At 51.2% G+C, this 21,598-nt stretch carries 21 protein-coding genes and 1 pseudogene; 14 read left to right on the top strand and 8 right to left on the bottom strand.

From position 1 onward, the window contains the following. The first annotated feature begins 56 nt into the window (after positions 1-56). The 14 genes from hisG (at position 57) to pseI (ending at position 12,856) form a co-directional block, all read left to right on the top strand. Positions 57-953, top strand: coding sequence for an ATP phosphoribosyltransferase (hisG, locus tag EQP46_RS08520; protein ID WP_129493234.1), 897 nt, complete (start codon positions 57-59; stop codon positions 951-953). Between the two features lie 3 nt (positions 954-956). After that, positions 957-2,249, top strand: coding sequence for a histidinol dehydrogenase (gene hisD, locus EQP46_RS08515; protein WP_129493233.1), 1,293 nt, complete (start codon positions 957-959; stop codon positions 2,247-2,249). Between the two features lie 19 nt (positions 2,250-2,268). Then, positions 2,269-3,309: a histidinol-phosphate transaminase gene (gene hisC / locus EQP46_RS08510; RefSeq protein WP_192545491.1), complete on the top strand. Its 1,041-nt coding sequence runs from the start codon at positions 2,269-2,271 to the stop codon at positions 3,307-3,309. 37 nt (positions 3,310-3,346) lie between these two features. Continuing rightward, the gene (gene hisB, locus EQP46_RS08505; protein WP_129493232.1) at positions 3,347-4,414 is read left to right on the top strand and encodes a bifunctional histidinol-phosphatase/imidazoleglycerol-phosphate dehydratase HisB; all 1,068 of its coding nucleotides are present in this window, start codon (positions 3,347-3,349) and stop codon (positions 4,412-4,414) included. Between the two features lie 10 nt (positions 4,415-4,424). Further along, a complete protein-coding gene (hisH, locus tag EQP46_RS08500; RefSeq protein WP_129493231.1) occupies positions 4,425-5,021 on the top strand; it encodes an imidazole glycerol phosphate synthase subunit HisH in 597 nt (198 codons plus the stop codon). A 6-nt stretch (positions 5,022-5,027) separates the two neighbouring features. Then, positions 5,028-5,765 (top strand): 1-(5-phosphoribosyl)-5-[(5-phosphoribosylamino)methylideneamino]imidazole-4-carboxamide isomerase, encoded by a 738-nt coding sequence (gene hisA, locus EQP46_RS08495; RefSeq protein WP_129493230.1) that lies wholly within the window; start codon positions 5,028-5,030, stop codon positions 5,763-5,765. Continuing rightward, the gene (hisF, locus tag EQP46_RS08490) at positions 5,747-6,520 is read left to right on the top strand and encodes an imidazole glycerol phosphate synthase subunit HisF (RefSeq protein ID WP_129493229.1); all 774 of its coding nucleotides are present in this window, start codon (positions 5,747-5,749) and stop codon (positions 6,518-6,520) included. Before hisA ends, hisF begins: the two co-directional genes overlap by 19 nt. Then, complete coding sequence (hisIE, locus tag EQP46_RS08485; protein ID WP_129493228.1) at positions 6,517-7,149, top strand: bifunctional phosphoribosyl-AMP cyclohydrolase/phosphoribosyl-ATP diphosphatase HisIE; 633 nt, start codon at positions 6,517-6,519, stop codon at positions 7,147-7,149. Before hisF ends, hisIE begins: the two co-directional genes overlap by 4 nt. A 149-nt stretch (positions 7,150-7,298) precedes the next feature. Next, the gene (pseB, locus tag EQP46_RS08480) at positions 7,299-8,294 is read left to right on the top strand and encodes a UDP-N-acetylglucosamine 4,6-dehydratase (inverting) (RefSeq protein ID WP_129493227.1); all 996 of its coding nucleotides are present in this window, start codon (positions 7,299-7,301) and stop codon (positions 8,292-8,294) included. Then, a complete protein-coding gene (gene pseC / locus EQP46_RS08475) occupies positions 8,291-9,457 on the top strand; it encodes a UDP-4-amino-4,6-dideoxy-N-acetyl-beta-L-altrosamine transaminase (protein ID WP_129493226.1) in 1,167 nt (388 codons plus the stop codon). The genes pseB and pseC overlap by 4 nt, the downstream gene beginning before the upstream one ends. Positions 9,458-9,466: 9 nt before the next feature. Next, on the top strand, positions 9,467-10,168 hold the full coding sequence (gene pseF / locus EQP46_RS08470) for a pseudaminic acid cytidylyltransferase (protein WP_129493225.1): 702 nt from the start codon (positions 9,467-9,469) through the stop codon (positions 10,166-10,168). After that, entirely contained in the window at positions 10,165-11,241 is a 1,077-nt protein-coding gene (gene pseG / locus EQP46_RS08465) for a UDP-2,4-diacetamido-2,4,6-trideoxy-beta-L-altropyranose hydrolase (RefSeq protein ID WP_129493224.1), read from the top strand. Before pseF ends, pseG begins: the two co-directional genes overlap by 4 nt. Continuing rightward, positions 11,232-11,804 (top strand): UDP-4-amino-4,6-dideoxy-N-acetyl-beta-L-altrosamine N-acetyltransferase, encoded by a 573-nt coding sequence (gene pseH, locus EQP46_RS08460; RefSeq protein WP_240671686.1) that lies wholly within the window; start codon positions 11,232-11,234, stop codon positions 11,802-11,804. Before pseG ends, pseH begins: the two co-directional genes overlap by 10 nt. After that, positions 11,801-12,856 (top strand): pseudaminic acid synthase, encoded by a 1,056-nt coding sequence (gene pseI, locus EQP46_RS08455; protein WP_129493223.1) that lies wholly within the window; start codon positions 11,801-11,803, stop codon positions 12,854-12,856. Before pseH ends, pseI begins: the two co-directional genes overlap by 4 nt. A 53-nt stretch (positions 12,857-12,909) precedes the next feature. Here the strand turns inward: pseI and EQP46_RS08450 are convergent, their stop codons facing one another. The 8 genes and pseudogenes from EQP46_RS08450 to EQP46_RS08415 form a co-directional block, all read right to left on the bottom strand. Further along, complete coding sequence (locus tag EQP46_RS08450; RefSeq protein ID WP_129493222.1) at positions 12,910-13,671, bottom strand: 5'-methylthioadenosine/adenosylhomocysteine nucleosidase; 762 nt, start codon at positions 13,669-13,671, stop codon at positions 12,910-12,912. A 176-nt stretch (positions 13,672-13,847) separates the two neighbouring features. Then, entirely contained in the window at positions 13,848-14,264 is a 417-nt protein-coding gene (locus tag EQP46_RS08445) for a hypothetical protein (RefSeq protein ID WP_017014082.1), read from the bottom strand. Beyond that, positions 14,257-15,210: pseudogene (locus EQP46_RS08440) on the bottom strand (formate dehydrogenase subunit gamma); the annotation flags it as partial. The pseudogene EQP46_RS08440 and the gene EQP46_RS08445, both read right to left, overlap by 8 nt. Before the next feature lie 139 nt (positions 15,211-15,349). Further along, positions 15,350-15,955, bottom strand: a complete 606-nt coding sequence (gene fdh3B / locus EQP46_RS08435; RefSeq protein ID WP_102391883.1) for a formate dehydrogenase FDH3 subunit beta — start codon at positions 15,953-15,955, stop codon at positions 15,350-15,352. Between the two features lie 14 nt (positions 15,956-15,969). Beyond that, complete coding sequence (locus tag EQP46_RS08430; protein ID WP_129493220.1) at positions 15,970-18,825, bottom strand: formate dehydrogenase subunit alpha; 2,856 nt, start codon at positions 18,823-18,825, stop codon at positions 15,970-15,972. 24 nt (positions 18,826-18,849) lie between these two features. Then, positions 18,850-19,059, bottom strand: a complete 210-nt coding sequence (locus EQP46_RS08425) for a twin-arginine translocation signal domain-containing protein (protein WP_129493219.1) — start codon at positions 19,057-19,059, stop codon at positions 18,850-18,852. Positions 19,060-19,123: 64 nt separating this feature from the next. After that, positions 19,124-19,738, bottom strand: coding sequence for a TorD/DmsD family molecular chaperone (locus tag EQP46_RS08420; protein ID WP_129493218.1), 615 nt, complete (start codon positions 19,736-19,738; stop codon positions 19,124-19,126). A 9-nt stretch (positions 19,739-19,747) separates the two neighbouring features. Then, on the bottom strand, positions 19,748-21,508 hold the full coding sequence (locus EQP46_RS08415) for a 4Fe-4S dicluster domain-containing protein (RefSeq protein ID WP_129493409.1): 1,761 nt from the start codon (positions 21,506-21,508) through the stop codon (positions 19,748-19,750). Between the last annotated feature and the right edge of the window lie 90 nt (positions 21,509-21,598).

Below are 21,598 nucleotides of genomic sequence, written 5' to 3'. Positions count from 1 at the left end.
TTGTGGCAATGTCTCCTAGACGGGAGCATCAGAGCCAAAGATACAGGGATTAGATCATGCAAACTGAACGCTTAAGAATCGCAATACAAAAGAAAGGCCGCCTAGCAAAAGAGTGCTTTGAGCTGCTAAAACGTTGTGGTGTTAAAATCAATGTTTCTGGCGACCGCCTTGTGGCGCACGCTGAAAACATGCCAATCGACCTACTGTTGGTACGCGATGACGATATCCCAGGCCTCATCATGGATGGTGTTGTCGACCTTGGTGTTATCGGTGAAAACGAACTGGAAGAAGTTCGCCTAGAGCGCGTTAAAGTGGGCGAGCCAAGCGAATACAACAAGCTGCGTCGCCTAGACTTCGGTGGTTGTCGTTTGTCTGTTGCCATCGAAAAAGACCAAGACTACAACGGCCCTCAAGATCTCGCAGGCAAACGCATTGCGACGACCTACCCCAACATTCTTAAAGCCTACCTTGATAAGCAAGACGTTAAATTCAGCACCTGTATGCTCAACGGCTCTGTTGAAGTTGCACCGCGTGCGGGTCTTGCAGATGCGATCTGTGACTTAGTCTCAACAGGCGCAACCCTTGAAGCGAATGGCCTGAAAGAAGCAGAAGTTATCTTCCGCTCGAAAGCTGTGCTTATTCAACGTACTGGCGACTTTGCCTCAGACAAAGTCGAATTAATCGACCGCCTTCTTACGCGTATCAACGGTGTGATTAAAGCGAAAGAATCTAAGTACATCATGCTTCATGCACCAAGCGAAACGCTCGAAAAAATCGTTGAACTACTTCCGGGTGCAGAAGATCCAACCATCCTTCCTTTGGCACACGACAAACAACGTGTCGCCGTACATCTTGTCAGCACAGAAAACCTGTTCTGGGAAACCATGGAAAAACTGAAGGACTTGGGTGCGAGCTCCATTCTGGTGCTGCCAATTGAGAAAATGATGGAGTAAGCCATGAAAACGGTGGTTTGGAAATCTCTCAGCGAACAACAACGTGAAGCATTGCTGGAACGTCCAGCAATCAGCGACAGCGCTTCCATTACTGATGCAGTCACAAGTGTACTTCGCGATGTACGCGAGGGTGGCGATGCGGCGCTTAAAGCCCTTACCGAGAAATTCGATAAGGTTGTGCCTGAATCCATCCGTGTTAGCCAAAGCGACATCGACAGTGCCGAAGATCGTATGGGCGATGAGATCAAACAAGCGCTGAAACAGGCATATACAAACATCGCCTGTTTCCACAAAGCACAAATAGCACAACCGCTGACAGTTGAAACCATGCCAGGCGTGGTGTGTGAGCTGGTTACTCGCCCTATCAACCGCGTCGGTTTGTACATCCCAGGTGGCAGTGCGCCATTGCCTTCCACCGTTTTGATGCTGGGTGTGCCCTCGCAAATCGCGGGCTGTCGCAAAGTGGTGTTGAGTTCCCCACCGCCGATTGCCGATGAAATCCTATATGTCGCCAAGCTTTGCGGCATTGACGAAGTCTATAACCTTGGCGGCGCACAAGCAGTTGCTGCCATGGCTTACGGCACAGAAACTGTCAGCAAAGTGGACAAAATTTTCGGCCCAGGCAATGCCTTTGTAACTGAAGCAAAGCGCCAAGTGAGTAATGACTTCAAGGGCGCGGCCATTGACATGCCAGCAGGTCCTTCTGAAGTGCTCGTGATTGCGGACGAAGAAGCGGATGCAGATTTTGTTGCAGCGGATTTGCTGAGCCAAGCAGAACACGGTCCAGACTCTCAAGTGGTGCTGGTGACGCCTTCTCCAGTGTTGGCAGAGAAAGTGGCAGATGCCGTTCAACGCCAACTGAAAACCTTGAGCCGCGCCGACATCGCCAGCAAAGCCCTTGGCTCTAGCCTGATCATCATTGCTGACAGCTTGCCGCAATGTATTGCGATCTCAAACAATTACGGCCCTGAGCACTTGATAGTGCAAACCAAGAACCCACGTGAATCGCTGCCGCTGCTTGATAATGCAGGCTCGATCTTCCTCGGCGCTTGGTCACCAGAGTCCGTTGGTGATTATGCCTCTGGCACCAACCACGTGCTGCCAACCTATGGTTTTACGCGTACCTATTCAAGTCTTGGACTTGCGGATTTCAGCAAACGTATGACCGTACAAGAGTTGTCAGCCGATGGCCTTCAAGCATTGGCACCCACCGTGGTTGCCATGGCTAACGCAGAAGGGCTAGACGCACACAGAAATGCTGTCACGCTTCGCGTTGAAAAACTCAACAAAGCTTAATTTAGGGGTTGTTATGGATATTGAGAAGTTAGCCCGTAAGGACGTTCAAGCGTTGACCCCTTACCTGTCTGCTCGCCGTTTGGGCGGGCAAGGTGACGTTTGGCTAAACGCCAACGAATCACCGTTTAACAACGAATATGTGGTCAGCGGCAATAGCCTAAACCGCTACAGCGAATGTCAGCCTGATCCTTTGATTCGCGCTTACGCAGACTATGCAGGCGTGCGACCAGACCAAGTGCTGACCTCACGCGGCGCAGACGAAAGCATCGAGTTGTTGATCCGCACTTTCTGTGAAGCTGGCGAAGATTCGATTCTGTTCTGCCCGCCAACGTACGGCATGTATGCCATCAGTGCTGAGACCTTTGGCGTTTCACGTAAAACCGTGCCGCTCACAGAAGACTGGCAGCTCAACATGCCAGAGATCGAAAAGCAGATTGATGGCGTTAAGTTAGTGTTCGTTTGTAGCCCTAACAACCCAACGGGTAACCTTCTGAACCGCAATGACATTGAAGCGCTGCTCGAAATGACAGCAGGTAAAGCGCTGGTGGTTGTCGATGAAGCCTATATCGATTTTTGTCCGGAAGCTTCAACGGTCGATCTTTTGGTGCGTTACCCGAACCTCGCCATTTTACGCACCATGTCGAAAGCGTTTGCGCTTGCAGGTCTTCGCTGTGGCTTCACACTGGCGAACACGCAAGTCATCCAACTGATGTTGAAGGTGATTGCACCGTATCCCGTGCCCGTGCCTGTTACCGAGATTGCTTGCCAAGCGCTATCAGAAGTGGGCCTTGCTCGCATGAAATATCAGGTACTTGATCTCAACGCCAACCGCGCATACCTACAAGCAGGGCTCTCCATGCTGCCAGGTGTTCAAGTGTTTGACGGCTACGGCAACTACCTACTGGTTAAATTCGACGATGCTGACCTTTTGTTCTCAACCCTATGGGATAACGGCATCATCCTAAGACGCTCACCAATAGAAGGCTGCATTCGCATTAGCGTCGGTAACCGAGAAGAGTGCGAAAAAACCCTGACCTTTATTCGCCAACAACTGGCGTAGAGCAGGAAGCGAAGGACGTATTGTTAAGGAAAGCAATGTGAAAGAAAAAATTCTCTTTATTGACCGCGATGGCACCTTGATTGTTGAGCCGCCAGTAGACTTCCAAGTCGACCGCCTCGACAAGCTCAAGTTCGAACCTTTCGTGATCCCCGCACTTCTCGCACTGCAAGACGCGGGTTACAAGCTAGTGATGGTGACCAACCAAGATGGTTTAGGCACTGACAGTTACCCACAAGCGGATTTCGATGCGCCACATAATATGATGATGGAGATTTTCGAATCTCAAGGCGTGAAGTTTGCAGATGTTCTGATTTGCCCACACTTCGACCACGAAGATTGTAGCTGCCGCAAACCTAAACTGGGTTTGGTGAAAGAGTACTTGCAACAAGGCCGTGTTGATTTCAAAACCTCTGCAGTGATTGGCGATCGTCAAACCGATATCCAACTGGCAGAGAACATGGCAATCCGTGGCATTCAGTACAACCCTGAAACCTTGGGTTGGAAACAAATCCTGAAAGATTTGACCACCAGCCCACGCGTCGCTTCGGTGACTCGTACCACCAAAGAAACCGACATCAATATCACGGTGAATTTGGACGAAACTGGCGGCAATAGCATCAGCACCGGTTTGGGTTTCTTCGATCACATGTTGGACCAAATCGCGACCCACGGCGGATTCCGTATGGAAGTGGCGGTTGAAGGCGACCTTCACATCGACGATCACCACACGGTTGAAGACACGGCATTGGCGCTGGGCCAAGCGCTGAAAGAAGCGCTCGGTAACAAACGCGGTATTGGCCGTTTCGGGTTCAGCCTGCCAATGGACGAATGCCTTGCACAATGTGCGTTGGATTTGTCAGGTCGCCCTTACCTGAAATTTGAAGCCAGCTTCTCACAAGAGAAAGTCGGCGACCTCTCAACAGAAATGGTCGAGCACTTCTTCCGTTCATTGACGGATACCATGGCATGTACGCTGCACCTATCTTCAGATGGTGAGAACACACACCACATTGTGGAAAGCTTGTTCAAAGCCTACGGCCGCACTCTGCGTCAGGCTATTCGTGTTGATGGTAATGAACTGCCAAGCAGCAAAGGCGTCCTCTAAGGAGAGAGAAATGAGCAAGATTGTCATTATCGATACCGGATGCGCCAACGTCAGCTCAGTGCGATTTGCCATTGAGCGTTTGGGTTATGACGTGACGATCAGTCGTGACCCTGCGGTTGTTTTGGATGCAGACAAGCTGTTTTTGCCAGGTGTAGGCACGGCAACAGAGGCAATGAAAAACCTAGAAGAGCGCGACTTGATTGCGCTCGTTCAGCAGGTAAAACAACCTCTGCTTGGCATTTGCCTTGGCATGCAACTTCTCGGGAATTCATCTCAAGAAGGTAAAACTGACGTGAGCTGTTTAGGCCACGTCCCAGCAAGTACCTCCTTGATGGAGACAGGCGATTTACCTTTGCCTCACATGGGCTGGAACACAGTGACACCCGTGGATAACCATCCACTGTTTAAAGACATTCCAGAAAACAGCTATTTCTACTTTGTACACAGCTACGCCATGCCAGAAGGTGACTACACCATTGGCCGTTGCGATTACGGTCACGCATTCAGCGCCGCGGTGCAAAGCGGTAACTACTATGGTGTGCAGTTCCACCCTGAGCGTTCAAGCAAAGCCGGTGCGCAGTTAATCAAAAACTTCTTGGAGATGTAATTAGGGATGATTATTCCAGCGTTAGATTTGATCGACGGACAAGTGGTTCGTCTTTATCAAGGTGACTACGGACAAGTTACCGAATACAAAGTGAACCCAAGTGAGCAATTCGCGCTTTACCATAAAGCGGGGGCTAACTGGCTTCACCTTGTTGATTTGACCGGTGCGAAAGACACGTCTGCCCGTCAAATCTCCATGATCAGCAGCTTGATTGAAAGCACCCCCGCGAACATTCAAATCGGTGGTGGCGTACGTAAAGAAAGCGATGTGGTTGAACTGCTTCGAGCTGGCGCAAAGCGTGTTGTTATCGGCTCTACCGCCGTGAAGCAGCCGGAAATCGTAAAGAGTTGGATGGAGAAATACGGCCCAGAACAAATCGTGCTGGCGCTGGACATTAACATCGACGACAACGGCAACCGCATTGTAGCAGTGTCAGGTTGGCAAGAAGATTCAGGCGTGACCATTGAAGCGCTGCTTGAAGATTTTTTAACGGTTGGTTTGAAGCACGTTCTATGCACCGACATTTCCCGTGACGGCACGCTGGCAGGCTCAAACGTCGAGCTCTACAAAGACCTTTGCGCCGCTTACCCAAGCGTTCAATTCCAATCATCCGGTGGCATTGGCTCACTGGCAGACATTGAAGCCCTGAAAGGGTCTGGCGTCGCTGGGGTTATCGTCGGCCGTGCGCTACTAGACGAGAAGTTCACCGCTGAGGAGGCATTCGCATGCTGGCAAGAAGAATAATTCCCTGTCTCGATGTGCGTGATGGCCAAGTGGTGAAAGGTGTTCAATTCCGTAACCACGAAATCATCGGTGACATCGTACCGCTTGCAGCGCGTTATGCCGCTGAAGGCGCAGACGAACTGGTGTTTTACGATATCACCGCATCAAGCGATGGCCGTGTTGTCGACAAAAGTTGGGTGGCGCGTGTGGCAGAAGTCATCGACATTCCTTTCTGTGTCGCTGGCGGCATTAAAACCGCAGAAGACGCCAAGCGCATTCTGGAATTTGGTGCAGATAAAATCTCCATCAACTCTCCTGCTCTGGCCAACCCTGAACTCATTACTGAGCTTGCTGAGAAATTCGGTGTGCAATGTATCGTTGTCGGTGTCGACTCTTATTACGACAAAGACACGGGGAAATATCAGGTTTATCAATTTACTGGCGACGAAGCGCGCACCAAAGCAACGCAATGGGAAACCCGTGATTGGGTGCAGGAAGTACAAAAGCGTGGTGCTGGCGAAATCGTACTGAACATGATGAACCAAGATGGCGTTCGCAACGGTTACGACCTTGAACAGCTGAACATGGTTCGCGAAGTGTGCCACGTGCCGCTGATTGCTTCAGGCGGCGCAGGTGAAATGGTTCACTTTGCCGATGCGTACAAGAAAGCGAATGTTGACGGTGCACTGGCAGCGTCCGTATTCCACAAGCAGATCATCAACATTGGTGAACTGAAACAATACTTAAAACAACAAGACGTGGAGATCCGCTTATGAGCCAGACACAAGGAAATGCAGTGCTCGCTGACAGCATTGACTGGGACAAGGTTGACGGACTCGTGCCTGCCATCGTCCAAAACGCAAACAGCGGACAGGTTCTGATGATGGGTTACATGAATCAGGACGCGCTGGCAAAAACGCTTGATACCGAGCAAGTGACCTTTTTCTCACGCACCAAGGAACGTCTTTGGACCAAAGGCGAAACCTCTGGAAACGTATTGCGCCTCAAGCACATCACCGTCGATTGCGACAAAGATACCCTGCTCGTGCAAGCCGACCCAATTGGCCCAACCTGCCACCTTGGCACCGAGACCTGCTGGGGAGAAGACGACGCACACAAACCTTCATTGGTGTTCCTTCATCAATTGGAGCAGGTGCTGGCATCCCGTAGAGGATCCGATCCTTCTTCATCTTACACTGCGTCGCTATACGCTAAGGGTACCAAGCGTATTTCGCAGAAAGTGGGCGAAGAAGGCGTTGAAGTCGCGCTTGCAGCGACGTCGGGCGATAAGGAGGAATTGATCAATGAATCCGCAGACCTGATGTACCACTTGATGGTGCTTCTACAAGACCAAGGTTTCTCGCTAGAAGACGTGGCGAATAAGCTAAAAGAGCGCCACAAATAAGCACCAAATGCATCGAATATCAGGGCAATCCAATGCGGGTTGCCCTTTTTTTACCCTGACAATCACGGTGTATGCATTTTTCTCCAACGAAATCCGACGCTATCAGTTAAAATTACTTTAAATACTGAGACTAATGCTTAAGGATTGAAATGTTTAACGGCAAGTCGATTTTGATCACCGGTGGAACCGGATCCTTTGGAAAGAAATATACCCGCACTATCCTTGCTCGTTACAAGCCTAAGCGTCTTATCATTCTCTCTCGCGATGAACTCAAGCAATTTGAAATGCAGCAAGAGTTTAATGATCCTTGCATGCGCTACTTTATTGGCGATGTAAGAGACAGCGACAGAATGATGCAGGCCATGAATGGCGTGGATTTCGTGATTCATGCTGCGGCGTTAAAACAAGTGCCTGCGGCTGAATACAATCCCATGGAGTGTATTAAGACCAACGTTCATGGTGCAGAAAACATCATTCGTGCCGCGATAGCGAATAACGTAGCCAAAGTCATCGCGCTATCCACAGACAAAGCTGCCAGCCCAAACAACCTCTACGGCGCGACAAAGCTCTGTTCAGACAAACTCTTTGTTGCGGCCAATAACATGCGCGGTGAAAGCCAAACACAATTTGCGGTTGTGCGCTACGGCAATGTCGTCGGCTCTCGCGGTTCCGTGGTGCCCTTTTTCAAAAAGCTGGCCGCAGAAGGCGCAGAATCTCTGCCTGTGACACATCCCGATATGACGCGATTTTGGATCACCTTGCAGCAAGGTGTCGATTTCGTCTTGAAGAATTTCTCTCGCATGCAAGGCGGTGAAATCTTCGTGCCGAAAATCCCCTCGGTTCGCCTCATCGATTTGGCCACCGCTTATGGCAATGGCTTACCGATTAAAGAAGTCGGGATTCGCCCGGGCGAGAAAATGCATGAAATCATGTGCCCAAGCGACGATTCTCATCTCACCCTGGAGTTTAACGATCATTACGTGATGCGCCCAACCATTAAGTTCTACTCCGCGGATTATGACTATTCACACAACCCATTAGGTGAAACAGGTACGCCTGTTGCTGAAGGGTTCGAATACCACTCTGGCAGTAACCCTGAGTTTTTGAATGTTGAACAGATTTTGGAATTTGAGCAGCAATCATGATCCCTTACGGTAAACAAACCATCAGCCAAGCCGACATTGATGCCGTTGTCGATGCGCTGTCGTCAGACTTCATCACTCAAGGCCCTACAGTGGGTGAATTCGAACAGGCCGTTGCCAACAAAGTCGGCGCGGCATTTGGCGTGGCTGCGAACAGCGCCACATCCAGCCTGCATTTGGCTTGCCTTGCGCTGGGACTGAGCGCAGGCAAACGACTGTGGACGTCCCCGAATACCTTCGTCGCCTCCGCGAACTGCGGCTTGTACTGTGGCGCTGAGGTCGATTTTGTCGATATCGATCCATCTACTTACAATTTGTGTCCGAAAAAGCTCGAAGAGAAACTGCTTGCCGCTGAACACGCGAATCAACTTCCTGATGTGTTAGTTGCCGTGCACATGTGCGGACAAAGCTGCGACATGGCAGCCATTGGCCGTTTAGCGAAACAATACGACTTTCGCGTGATTGAAGATGCCTCCCATGCCATTGGCGGCACATACCAAGGTGAGTATGTCGGCAACTGCCAGTACAGCGACATCACAGTATTCAGTTTTCATCCCGTAAAAATCGTCACTACCGCAGAAGGCGGCATGGCGGTGACCAACGACGCTGAATTAGCGAAAGCCATGGAAAACCTGCGCAGCCATGGGATCACCCGCGACCCCGCAGCGTTAAAAGACGCCAACCAAGGCGCTTGGTACTACGAGCAGCACGCCCTCGGATTCAATTACCGCATGACGGATTTACAAGCCGCACTCGGTGTTTCTCAACTCACCCGCCTTGATGAATTTGTTGAACGACGCAATCAGCTTGCCCAGCGCTACAACGAGAAACTGGCGTCTCTAGCACTTACCACACCGACATTGCTCAATGATTGTAATTCGGCATGGCATTTGTATGTGATTCAGCTTGAGGACCCTTCTTGCCGCCGTCGCGTGTTTGATGCGATGCGGGAACAAGGCATTGGTGTGCATGTTCACTATATTCCTGTTCATACACAGCCCTACTATCAAGCGTTGGGATTCGATTGGGGGCAATTCCCCGCTGCAGAAGCGTATTACCATGCGGCACTCAGTTTGCCCTTGTTCTTCGACATGACAGATGAAGAACAAGATCAGGTGGTTTCAGCGCTTTCCGACGCCATTTCGTCGGCGCAGAATGTCAGTTAAAAGGACAATATGAACGTCTGTATCATCCCTGCTCGCGGTGGCAGCAAACGTATTCCGGGAAAAAACCTGAAGACCTTCATCGGTCAGCCTATTATCGCCTATGCCATTGATGTGGCGAAAAAGTCCGAATTATTCGACCGCATCATCGTCTCCACAGACAGCGATGAGATCGCCCGCGTCGCGCTAGCATTCGGCGCAGAAGTTCCCTTCGTTCGCCCTGACGATATCGCCAACGACCATGCCACGACACTGGATGTCATTAAACATGCGATTGAGTGGCTTGAAGACAATGATGAACGCGCCCTCAGCGCAGTGTGTTGCCTTTACGCGACTGTGCCATTTACTCGCCCGTCAGATCTTGAAGAAGGGTTAGCCTTACTGACAGGAAACGACACCCAATATACCTTTGCTAGCACGCGTTTTTCTTTCCCTATCCAACGCAGTATTCGCATGAACAATGAAGGCAATGTGGAAATGTTCTGGCCGGAGCATTTCTCTACGCGTTCACAAGATTTAGAACCTGCATTCCACGATGCAGGGATGTTCTATTGGGGCAAGCCAAGCGCCTTTGTCTCTGGGTTACCCATTTTTGCTCCGCACTCAAAATCAGTTCAGATCCCACACTTTCGTGTTCAAGATATCGACGAGCCCGACGATTGGGTGCGCGCCGAAATGCTTTATGAAATTCTCTCTCAGCGAGGCGAGCTGTGAACGTCGTTATCCGTGTTGATGCCTCAAACCAAATTGGTACAGGCCATGTGATGCGCTGCTTGGTGTTGGCGAAAAAGCTCCTTGAACGCCACCACACCGTCACCCTGCTGAGTCGCGAGTTAACGGGTAACCTGATTGATTATTGTCGTCAGCAAGGCATCACAGTGATTGCCTTGCCCGCGATAGAAGACGTGGTTAGCCTTGACCGTAATGACTACCAACACTGGCTGGGCGTAAGCCAAGAGGAAGATGCGAATCAGTGTCTTGCTGCTCTAAAAGACACACCTTTTGATTGGGTGGTGTTCGATCACTATGCGCTGGATACCCAGTGGCAATCGTTGGTGAAACGCCAAGGCGCAAACATCTTCGCCATCGATGATCTCGCCAATCGTCAACATAACTGCGATATTCTTTTTGACCACAACCCTTGGCCTGATTTCGAAAATCGCTATCACGCTTTGGTGCCTTCATCGAGCCAGCAATTACTTGGCCCAAAGTTCGCGTTACTGCGCGATAGCTTTGCCTCTCTCAGAGAAACACGCTTAGAAGACATCAAGAACCAAGTTATCGCATTTTTTAGCGGCACGGATCCCACTGGCGAGTGTTTGAAACTTCTCTCGGCTTGCCAACAGATCCCGAGCTTGCCCTTTCGAGTGGTGCTGGTTTACGGCATGTCGAACCCAAGGGAAGCAGAGTTGCTAGAGAAGCCATTACCCGCCTTTGTCACCCTGGTAAAGAGCCTGCCCGACTTTGAAACCGAACTGGCGCATTCTCGCTATGCGTTTGGTGGTGCCGGGGTCAGTGCTATCGAACGCACCTGCTTACGCTTACCAAGTACATTGGTTTCCGTGGCAGAGAACCAGCGTGAAATGGCTGAACACCTTGCGAAATCCGGGCTTTACCGTTACCTCGGTGTCAGCGACGCAACCACAGCTGCGTACTACACCAATGAGCTTGCATGGCTTGCAGAGCATTGGGGAACCTTACCTTGGCGATTGCCCGAATCGGACATTGATGGCGAAGGCGCAAACCGCGTGGTTGATGCCATGGAGGCCACCTCCTCGTGCAGCTAAATACCTCAGCGGCGGTGTCGCTACGCCCCATGACCAAAACCGACCTAGATGTGGTTCGTCAATGGCGAAACGCCCCGGAAACACGCGAGAAGATGTTTACCACTCACGAGATCAAGCCCGATGAGCACGCCGCATGGTTTGAACGCGTGCAGCGTGATGATACGAAGCGCTTTTATGTGGTGAGTATTGACGGTACAGATATCGGCATGGTGTCGTTCACAGACATAAACCAAGAAAACAGGCGCGCAGAATGGGGGTTCTATAAAGCCCCCAATGCGCCTGCAGGCGTTGGGTTTGTCATGCTGCATGCTGCCTTGAACCATGCTTTTGACTCCTTGGGTCTAAAGCAAGTTGATAGTCGCGTGTTAACCATCAATCCGAAAGTGCTCCACTTGCACAACAAACTCGGTTTTAGCAAGATTGGCGAAGCCATTGCATATGACCCAGACGAGAACGCCATTCCCTACGTCGATTTCGCATTAACCATCGATGTGTGGCGTTTACGCGAGCCAAACATCAGACAACAACGCCCATCTAACTCGCAGCAGAGCAAGATACTATGACCCAATTCATTACGATTGATGGACGCAAGATTGGCCCCGACCACAAGCCTTACATCATTGCTGAAATGTCTGCGAACCATAATGGTTCGTTGGAACGCGCCTTTCAAACCCTCGCCATGGCGAAACGCGCTGGGGCGGATGCAGTGAAAATGCAGTCTTACACTGCCGACACCATTACCTTGAATTGCGACGCAGAGGCATTTCAGATTCACGGCGGGCTCTGGGATGGGCGCTCACTGTATGATTTGTACCAAGAAGCCCATACTCCATTTGATTGGCACAAACCGTTGTTTGATAAAGCACGCGAACTGGACATTACGCTGTTTTCCTCGCCGTTCGATTTCACTGCCGTTGATCTGCTCGAAGATCTCAACGCACCTGCCTATAAAATTGCCTCGTTCGAAGCCATCGATTTACCGCTGATCCGTTACGTGGCACAAACGGGCAAGCCCATGATCATTTCAACGGGCATGGCAAACGATCAAGAAATAGCGGAAGCCGTAGCTACAGCAAAGGACAACGGCTGCCAAGAATTGGTGTTGCTGCATTGCATCAGCGCCTACCCTGCGCCAGCATCGCAAAGCCATTTGCGTACCATTCCTGATTTAGCAGAACGCTTTGGTGTAATAACAGGCCTTTCCGATCATACCCTCGGCACAACCGTATCTGTCACTGCCGTTGCGCTAGGGGCTTCGGTGATAGAAAAGCATGTCACCTTGAGCCGCAATGACCCTGGGCCAGACTCAACCTTCTCGTTAGAGCCTGACGAACTCGCAACGTTATGCCGAGATACTGACACCGCTTGGCAAGCGTTAGGCCAAGCAGGTTATCAGCTCAAAGACGCTGAAAAAGGGAATAAGCAGTTTCGCCGCTCTCTGTATGTCAGTCAGCCAATGAAAGCAGGCGACACCTTCACCGCACATAACGTGCGAAGTGTCAGGCCGGGCTTTGGCTTAGCGCCCAAATTCTATGATGACGTTCTTGGCAAGACCGCCAAAACGGACATTCCGTTCGGTACCGCGCTGAACTGGGATTTGATTGATAAGGTGTAATTTGCGTTTAAATGCCAACATCAGCGCGGGCGAAAACCCGCGCTTTTTTGTGCTTACAGCGTATTCATCATCTTTAACGTAATCGCCACAGAATTATCCGCCGTCACTTGCTTCGCCTCTGCATACACCATGTGTGCTGAGCCATCAGCCTTGTCGGAGATGGTGCGGATAACCACCAACGGAACATCAAACATGTCCGTGACCTGAGCAACGGCCGCCCCTTCCATTTCTACCGCCATGGCATCAAACTCTTCGCGTAGCATTTTCACTGCGCCTTTGTCGGCAATGAATTGATCACCTGTTGCAATCACACCAAGGTGCACGCGCTTCTCACCGATCGACGCTTTCGCCGCCTCTAGTGCCAACTTCTGAAGCGTTTCGTCGGCATAAAAGAATCTGTCATCGTAGCCGCTTAGCTGGCCTTTTGGCGCACCAAATACAGTAAGGTCAACGTCGTGCTGCACGAGTGCAGAAGACACCACTACATCGGCCACATTGAGCTCAGGGCTGGCTGCACCTGCAATTCCAGTAAAAATGATTCGGTCAGCGTCAAAGTGATTAATCAGCACGTACGTTGTAATGGCAGCATTCACTTTGCCCACACCCGAGCGGGTTACTACCACAGGTTTTCCTGCAATCTCGCCAGTGTAATACGTATTTGCAGACACAGTGTGTGTCTTACGGTGTTGAATTTCCGGCAATAGTTTTTCAATTTCAGCATCCATTGCGCCCATGATGGCAATAGGCTGAACCGCGAAGGCATTAAGCGAAATCAGGGACAGGAAAAGCGAACACACCAAGGAGAAATTACGCATTTTGGAACATTCCAAGCAGTTGAGAGACGCGCATCATAGCGAAAATGCGGAGAAAGAAAAGCTCAAAGCAATCGTTTGCGCAAGCCTTGTTCAGTTGCATATAGAACGTCACTTCGCATGCAAAAAGGCCCACCTAAGTAAGCCGGTTTTTTCATCTAAATCTCTGTCAGTAGGGCTTAGAGATTTGGGCCCTTCGCAAAGCTCAAAGGATGATTATCTCTGAGCTGCTGCATGCCCTGCGTTAAGCGATAAATCCAAAGCACGATCGCACCAACTGCGAACACCATTCCCACAAAAGGAATGGCATAGGCCAAGCGATCTATCATCGGACTTTGGTACCAGTAATCACTGATGCCCACCAAAATGCCATTCGATGTCGCCACGGTTACCACCAGCACAACGAAGAAGGTAAAGGTCAGAAAGAAGGTGCGAATCAACCCATAGTAATGGGTATTCACCACGTCTGAATCTTCCCCTTTATCTAACCGATACCCGGCATAAACAATGGCGATCACGCCCGAAATCATCAAGGTGAACGGCGTCAGCAAGCTAAGGATATAGGCTACCCATATCCCGTTATGATGCTTAGTCATTGAGCGGCGCTCCTCCAATATTCGGCTTGTGATCAGGCATTGACTTATCCTCATGTTCGGACGAGTGCGACACCTTTTCTCCCGTGAGTTCTTCATACCAAAGATCATGGTGCTCTTTGGCCCAGGTTTCATCCACTTCGCCCGTGACCATGCCTTCGAGCGCGCCTTCCATCCCGAACAAGCCAATATAGATATGGAAAACAAACCCGCAAATCAGGATCAACGCGGAGACCATGTGAACGAGGTTCGACACTTCCATGTCACTGCGCGTTTGACCGAAGATGGGGAAATCCAGAATCAATCCACTCACGGCAGCAATCGCACCAAACACAATCAACAGCCAGTAAATGGCTTTTTCACCACCATTTGAAAAACCCGCCGAAGGGTGCGTGCCTTTGTGTTTGCCCACCATGCCACCAAGCTTCATGAACCAACTCACGTCGGTTTTATTAAACAAAGATTTACGCCACCACTTGAGGAGCACAAAGATCAGCAAAATGAAGAACAATGGGCCGATGTAGTTATGGTATTGCTTCGCCAACATCACGATGCCGCCCCACAAAGCTTCTGGCACATAGGGTTTCAAAAAGTGTTTGCCATACACCAGCATCAAGCCGCTCAACGCAAGCGTGAGGAAGGTAAACGCCATGCTCCAATGCAGCGCTCTGTCCCACCGAGACCAGCGTTTGAGCTTTTTACCGGTTCTGGGTTTGCTGAGCATTAAGGGGCCAACAAACACGTACGCCATGATCACCAATGCAATACTGCCAAAAATGGCGACCGCCGCTGCTGGTGACATCCATTTTTCTTTCAAAATGAACCAGGTTTCGCCAGGGGTATTAATCAGCACACCATGTTCTGGCGATTGCGAGGTGGTATACCCTTCTTCCCCCGCGCGGATCTGACGCCACACATCGGCGCCCACCAATTGCACCATTTCTTTCGACGGCTTCACAGACTCCGCGTCGTCAGCAACACTGGCGGGAACCCAGCAAGTCGCTATCACCATCAACATGGCGAGCAATGTTTTCAACATATCTCCTCCTAAACAGCGACGCATAACGTCACTGCCATGTCGATAATCATTAGCTTTTCGTTGCGTCGTAAGCCAAGTCTTCGCCGTTGGTCCAACCTGCGCCTTTCGCGCCACGCTCAACCACGCGTTGGCGGAAAATGTCAGAGACTTTCGCTGCATCACCCGCTAGCAATGCTTTGGTGGAACAGAACTCGGCACAAAGCGGCAGCTTGCCTTCCGCAATGCGGTTCGCGCCATACAATTCACGTTCAGCTTCCGAGCCATCAGGTTCAGGGCCGCCCGCGCAGAAGGTGCATTTGTCCATTTTACCTCTCTCGCCAAACGCCTCTTCTTTGGGAAATTGAGGCGCACCAAACGGGCACGCAAACAGGCAATACCCGCAGCCTATGCACAAGTCTTTGTTGTGCAGCACAATGCCGTCTTCTGTTCGATAGAAACAGTCAGCAGGGCAAACCGCCATGCAGGGCGCATCGGTACAGTGCATGCAAGCAACCGATATCGAGTTCTCCCCCGGCACACCATCATTCAAGGTCACAACGCGTCGACGCTGCATGCCCCAACCCACCGCTTCCGAATTTGCGTTCTTACACGCAGTGACACAACCGTTACACTCTATGCAGCGCTTGGTATCACACAGAAATTTCATATTCGCCATAACGTGATCTCCTATTACGCCGCGCTGATTTTGCAAAGGGTGACTTTCGTTTCCTGCATCAAAGTAACAGGGTCGTAGCCATAGGTTGTGGCGGTGTTGGCTGCTTCGCCAATCACATACGGGTCGGCACCTTCTGGGTATATCGAGCGCAAGTCTTCACCTTCGAACTTGCCGCCAAAGTGGAATGGCATGAATGCGAGTCCTTCTTTCACGCGGCGCGTCACCATGGCTTTCACTTTCACACGGCCCTGCTCTGCCCCTTCAACCCACACATCCTTACCATCACGAATGCCTAAGTTGTTCGCATCCACGGGGTGAATTTCGACAAACATTTCTTGTTGAAGCTCAGCAAGCCAAGGGTTTGAGCGGGTTTCCTCGCCGCCCCCTTCATATTCCACCAAGCGCCCAGAGGTCAGAATGATGGGGTACTCTTTCGACACATCGTTGTCTTGAATCGACTTGTACAAGGTAGGAAGACGGTAAATATCGGCTTTGTCATTCCATGTTGCATATTCAGGCAACAAGTCACGACGCGGTGTATACAGTGGTTCACGGTGAAGCGGCACGCGATCAGGGAAGGTCCACACAATGGCTCTGGCTTTCGCATTGCCGTAAGGAATGCAGCCATGTTTAATGGCGACACGCTGAATGCCGCCTGACAGATCGGTTTTCCAGTTTTTGCCTTCCGCTGCCGCTTTCTCTTCCGCCGTGAGTTCATCCCACCAGCCAAGCTGCTTGAGCATTTTATCGGTAAACTCTGGGAAGCCATCTTCCAGCTCACAGCCTTTCGAATAGCTATCAACGGCCAGTAAGTTCTTGCCTTCGTATTCCACGCCAAAACGGGCGCGGAAATTACCGCCACCTCTCGCCACTTCTTTGGATGTGTCGTAAAGAATATGGCTGCCCGGGTGCTTCATTTCCGGCGTTCCCCAACATGGCCAAGGCAAGCCATAGGTTTCCCCGCTAACCGGTCCCCCTTCAGCCTCAAGCGTCGTGAAATTGAAGGTATGCCAATTCTGTTGGTGAGTTTTAATGCGTTCTGGGCTTTGGCCGGTATAACCGATCGTCCACATGCCTTTGTTGAATTCTCGGGTGATGTCTTCAATCACAGGCTCATTGTTTTTCACCTCGATATGCTTGAACAATTGATCCGAGAAACCCAGCTTGTTGGAGAGCAAATACATGATGGTGTGATCAGGTTTAGAATCGAACAGCGGTTCAATTACCTGATCGCGCCATTGCAGCGAGCGGTTAGATGCAGTGACAGAGCCAAAGGTCTCAAACTGCGTGGTGGATGGCAGGAGGTAAACGCCATCAGTACGATCGTTCATGACCGCTGCAACCGTTGGATACGGGTCGACAATCACCATCATGTCGAGCTTTTGCATGGCTTTGCGCATTTCAGGCCCGCGAGTCTGAGAGTTCACCGCGTGTCCCCAGTAAAACATGGCGCGAATGTTCTCTTTCTGCGCGATCTTGTCTTTGTCTTCCAGCACACCGTCAATCCATCGAGAAACCGGAATGCCGTTGCTATTAATGGGTTTTGACCCGTTGTATACCGTTGGGTCGAAGCGATCTTGAATCCAAGTTAAATCCACATCCCACACTTGTGACCAGTGCTTCCATGCGCCGTCGGAGAGACCGTAATACCCAGGCAGGGTGTGAGAGAGCACGCCTAAATCGGTCGCACCTTGCACGTTATCGTGACCACGGAAGATGTTTGCACCGCCGCCAGATTTACCCATGTTACCTAGCGCCAGTTCAAGGACGCAGTAGGCACGGGTGTTGTTGTTACCCGTCGTATGTTGCGTGCCGCCCATGCACCACACGACACAGCCCGGACGATTTTCAGAGAGAATTTTCGCGGCTTTGTACATGTCTTCGCGCCCGACACCGGACACGCGTTCGACTTCTTCTGGTGTCCACTTCGCAACTTCTTGGCGGATTTCATCCATACCAAACACGCGCTGGCGAATGAATTCTTTGTCTTCCCACTGATTGTCGAAAATGTGCCAGAGCAGCCCCCAAATGAAGGCGATGTCCGTTCCCGGACGCAATTGCACGAAGTGGTCACCTTTTGCGGCAGTGCGGGTGCGGCGCGGATCGGCGACGACAATTTTGCAGCCGCTCCTTTCTTTCGCGATGAGGATATGCTGCATGGCAACAGGGTGTGCTTCCGCGGGGTTTGAGCCAACAAACAACATGGATTTGCAGTTATGCATGTCATTAAAAGAATTGGTCATGGCGCCGTAGCCCCACGTATTGGCCACACCTGCTACCGTGGTGGAGTGACAAATCCGGGCTTGGTGATCGACATTGTTGGTGCCCCAAAGTGACGCCATTTTGCGGAATAAATATGCCTGTTCATTGCTGTGTTTCGCCGACCCGAGGAAATACACAGAATCGGGTCCCGATTCTTTGCGAATATCCATCACTTTGTCGCCGATTTCGTCGATAGCTTGATCCCACGTAATTTTCTGCCACTTACCATCGACCAGCTTCATCGGGTATTTCAGTCGGCGTTCGCCGTGTCCGTGCTCACGCAACGCTGCACCTTTGGCGCAGTGGCCTCCGGCATTGAAAGGATGATCGAATGCCGGTTCTTGCTCAGTCCATACGCCATCTTGTACGTATGCATAGACGCCACAGCCCACGGAGCAATGCGAGCATATGGTACGTTTCACTTCGACAGGTTTGTTGGGGTCAACGTCTTTGGCAGTTGCTTTTTTCATCATGCCGGGCGCAAACATGCCCGCCGCTGCGATGCCGCCTGCGGTGGCCAAGGTTGAATTGCGCATAAAGGTTCGACGAGATACCCCAAGCTGTTTTTCATCCTTGCTGACTGAGTCAGAGCGTTTGGTTAATTTCATGGTCAAACTCCATCAATCGCAGGGTTATAGGGAATCGTAGTAATCGCGTATATGTTGCGTTTCACGATAGCCAGACTTGGGCTTTTCTTCGGGGCTTACGACCTCCACATCCGCTTGCGCAGACGTACTGACCACAGATGCCGCTGCGCTTGCTGCCGCAGCAACGCCCAATCCTTTGAGGAACTCGCGCCGTTTTTCGTTGGGTTGTGCGCTCTCTTTTTTGTTCTCTGACATGACTTGCTCCTTTGTTCTTATTTCGTCCAACACTTAGCGACCACTGGGTTTTCGCGGGTTCTGCTCACCAAGGGCGTTGGGTAAAGCGTATTTTTTCTATCATCAAAAACTGCTGTGCAAGCTCAGCCACCGCGGTATAAAACACCGCGGCATCTGCGCGTTTAATGTCGGTAAAAAGCGTCTCAAACCACGGGGCGACATGACGGTTAAAGAAGGCGGCTTGTTGCGTTTCATCCCCTTCTTCCACCAACATACCCATGACTTCGAGTAACGCGGCAATGTGGTCTTCAGGCTCTTTGGTTTCTTCTTGACGCTCAAAGCCAAGCTGGCGTAAATCTTGGCGAAGCAGCACGAGCGGCAGCTCCATCAGCGAACCTGTTAAGTACCAAGACCCAAACGGCATCACTTCTCCACGCCCTACGCCAATAAACAGCAATTGATATTCATCTGCTGCTTGCACGGGTCGCGTGGTTTTCGCACTCAATTTCAGTACTGACCACGCCGCAGCCATGCCGGCAGAGTGCTCATCCCCCTCAGATTCCAACGTTGCCAGCCACGTCAAGGTGCTCTCATCGGGAGCTTGTCGCAGCAGATGCGCTAACAGGCTGTAAATGTGGTGGCGAAGCTGGTTCTCTTCATTGCTGATATCGTCGACATTAATCATCTCTTGCATTGCCATCTTCGCCTCCTACGCCTTTATTTGCTGGTCAGGGTTTTCAATCATGTCGGCGACCATGTCGCGCACACGGCAGTCTTCGCACATCGATAAACGTTTAATGGCGTCATCTTGGAAATGGCTGTGATTGCGAAGACGTTCGATCAACATGTTGACCATGGAAACGGGGGCGAAAGGCTTGCCGCAGCTGATGCACTCGGCGGCTTCCTCTTGATGAAGGGTTTGGCGTTGCTGGCGGGATACACTGTCCCAGTTATATCTTGGTGTTAACGAGATAACCGATTCAGGACAGCTTTGTTCACAGAGGCCACATTGCACGCAATCTTGCTCTCTGAATGTCATCCCGGGCGTGGTGCCAATGGATTTCAATGCATCGGTCGGACACACGGTGACACACCCCATGCACAGGGTGCAGCCTGATGTATCGATATCAATGCGACCATACGGGGCATTTTCAGGCACGGCGACAATGGGGGGCAGTATGCCGGTGTGGGCGGCGAGCAAATCTAGCGCGCTAGAGAGTTTTTCTCGTTTGCTGCCTTCTAATTTGGCGCGAGGCGCGTTGTCGCTCGACGTGTCAGATGACATCACATCGCTGTCGAACAAGGTCGCGTAGCCCAATTCAGCGATGGGAAGCATGGCGATACGGTGCGTTTCCAGCCCGAGCGCCTTTAAAAAACGCGCGGCAATGTCCAGTTCTTGCACAAGCACACGGCGTGTTTTCGCATGAAGTTGTGGTGATTCAGCTAACACCACCTGCGTGGCGCCATACACCAAGGCAGAGAACCAGGTATCAATGCCCACGGATGCAAGTTCTTCCAAACGAACAGGAATGACTCGGCTCGGCATTTGTGCGATGGCATTCGCCAATAACGTTTCACCTGCGGGCGCCATGTCGTCGTCAGCATAGAAAAGCACGATCGGTGCGACACCTTCTTTTGCGTGATAGTGCGTCAAAAGCTGGTGGAGAAAATGCTGGGTGTTGTCGGGATCAGGCAATGCATAGCTTATGGCTTCTGTCGGACACGCCGTGGCGCACGATCCCATGCCCTGACACAAATACGGGTTGATAGTGATGGCGCTCTTAACGATATCTAACGCATCGGCAGGACACGCATCAATACAGCGCGTACACCCTTCCAACCCCCGTGATGTATGCGCGCATTTCTCCGTGTCCAAACGGAAAAACTTCGGCTTGTCGAACGTTCCCGTTAAATCAGGGAGCGCCTCAATGGTCTCCTCTTCTGAGCACACACCTCGCCCAACAGCGTAATACCCCAAAGGCGGCAATTCAGCCTGATGAATACCCTGCTCTGTCAAATCCACCACCACATCGAAGTGCGGTTGCCCTGTGGTGATAACAGCAAGGTTTTGCGCGTCATGACCAAGCGAGCCTTTCTCAAGCTTTCCATCGGCTGCCAAACGCTCGCCAATCTGCACATCAAAGGCACCGAGAAACCCATCAATCGCAATATCTTTGGCGTAGAACACTGAAAATTCCGGCGGGGTCACCGCGCCACTGCTAATCCCTTCAGTACAGAGCAACACGGTATTGGTATGCAGTGAGAGTGGTAGCTTTTGCGCAAAGCGGAAAACCGCTGTCGCTGCGCCAGCCACAAGAATACGACCGTGACTTTCGAAGCTCACCGTCGGAGGAATGAGGTTTCCCAACGTCACCGTGCTCTGCAACGCATGTTGTCTTGCAACGCCATTGCGATCAGTGTGTTGTGTAAGAACCTGATTGATTGTTGTTATTGTATTTTCTGTCGACATTGTCTCGTTAGCCATAAACACCTGCTTTCCAAGCTGGTTCAACCCATCCCGCGATATCACGCGTGCTGGTCTGTACTGGCTGTTCTATGC

It is taken from the genome of Enterovibrio baiacu, from assembly GCF_004120195.1.
GTDB classification, from domain to species: Bacteria; Pseudomonadota; Gammaproteobacteria; order Enterobacterales; family Vibrionaceae; genus Enterovibrio; species Enterovibrio baiacui.
Note: the sequence above shows the minus strand (reverse complement) of the source record. Positions and strands in the feature narration are given on the sequence as shown.

Excerpts from the sequence above, each read along its gene's own strand:
- EQP46_RS08425 (WP_129493219.1), bottom strand. The coding sequence starts at position 19,059 with ATGTCAGAGAACAAAAAAGAGAGCGCACAACCCAACGAAAAACGGCGC.
- EQP46_RS08450 (WP_129493222.1), bottom strand. The coding sequence starts at position 13,671 with ATGCGTAATTTCTCCTTGGTGTGTTCGCTTTTCCTGTCCCTGATTTCG.
- pseC (WP_129493226.1), top strand. The coding sequence starts at position 8,291 with ATGATCCCTTACGGTAAACAAACCATCAGCCAAGCCGACATTGATGCC.
- EQP46_RS08420 (WP_129493218.1), bottom strand. The coding sequence starts at position 19,738 with ATGGCAATGCAAGAGATGATTAATGTCGACGATATCAGCAATGAAGAG.
- hisF (WP_129493229.1), top strand. The coding sequence starts at position 5,747 with ATGCTGGCAAGAAGAATAATTCCCTGTCTCGATGTGCGTGATGGCCAA.
- pseB (WP_129493227.1), top strand. The coding sequence starts at position 7,299 with ATGTTTAACGGCAAGTCGATTTTGATCACCGGTGGAACCGGATCCTTT.
- hisA (WP_129493230.1), top strand. The coding sequence starts at position 5,028 with ATGATTATTCCAGCGTTAGATTTGATCGACGGACAAGTGGTTCGTCTT.
- EQP46_RS08415 (WP_129493409.1), bottom strand. The coding sequence starts at position 21,508 with ATGTCGACAGAAAATACAATAACAACAATCAATCAGGTTCTTACACAA.
- hisH (WP_129493231.1), top strand. The coding sequence starts at position 4,425 with ATGAGCAAGATTGTCATTATCGATACCGGATGCGCCAACGTCAGCTCA.
- EQP46_RS08430 (WP_129493220.1), bottom strand. The coding sequence starts at position 18,825 with ATGAAATTAACCAAACGCTCTGACTCAGTCAGCAAGGATGAAAAACAG.
- pseF (WP_129493225.1), top strand. The coding sequence starts at position 9,467 with ATGAACGTCTGTATCATCCCTGCTCGCGGTGGCAGCAAACGTATTCCG.
- pseI (WP_129493223.1), top strand. The coding sequence starts at position 11,801 with ATGACCCAATTCATTACGATTGATGGACGCAAGATTGGCCCCGACCAC.
- hisG (WP_129493234.1), top strand. The coding sequence starts at position 57 with ATGCAAACTGAACGCTTAAGAATCGCAATACAAAAGAAAGGCCGCCTA.
- fdh3B (WP_102391883.1), bottom strand. The coding sequence starts at position 15,955 with ATGGCGAATATGAAATTTCTGTGTGATACCAAGCGCTGCATAGAGTGT.
- hisD (WP_129493233.1), top strand. The coding sequence starts at position 957 with ATGAAAACGGTGGTTTGGAAATCTCTCAGCGAACAACAACGTGAAGCA.
- hisIE (WP_129493228.1), top strand. The coding sequence starts at position 6,517 with ATGAGCCAGACACAAGGAAATGCAGTGCTCGCTGACAGCATTGACTGG.
- EQP46_RS08445 (WP_017014082.1), bottom strand. The coding sequence starts at position 14,264 with ATGACTAAGCATCATAACGGGATATGGGTAGCCTATATCCTTAGCTTG.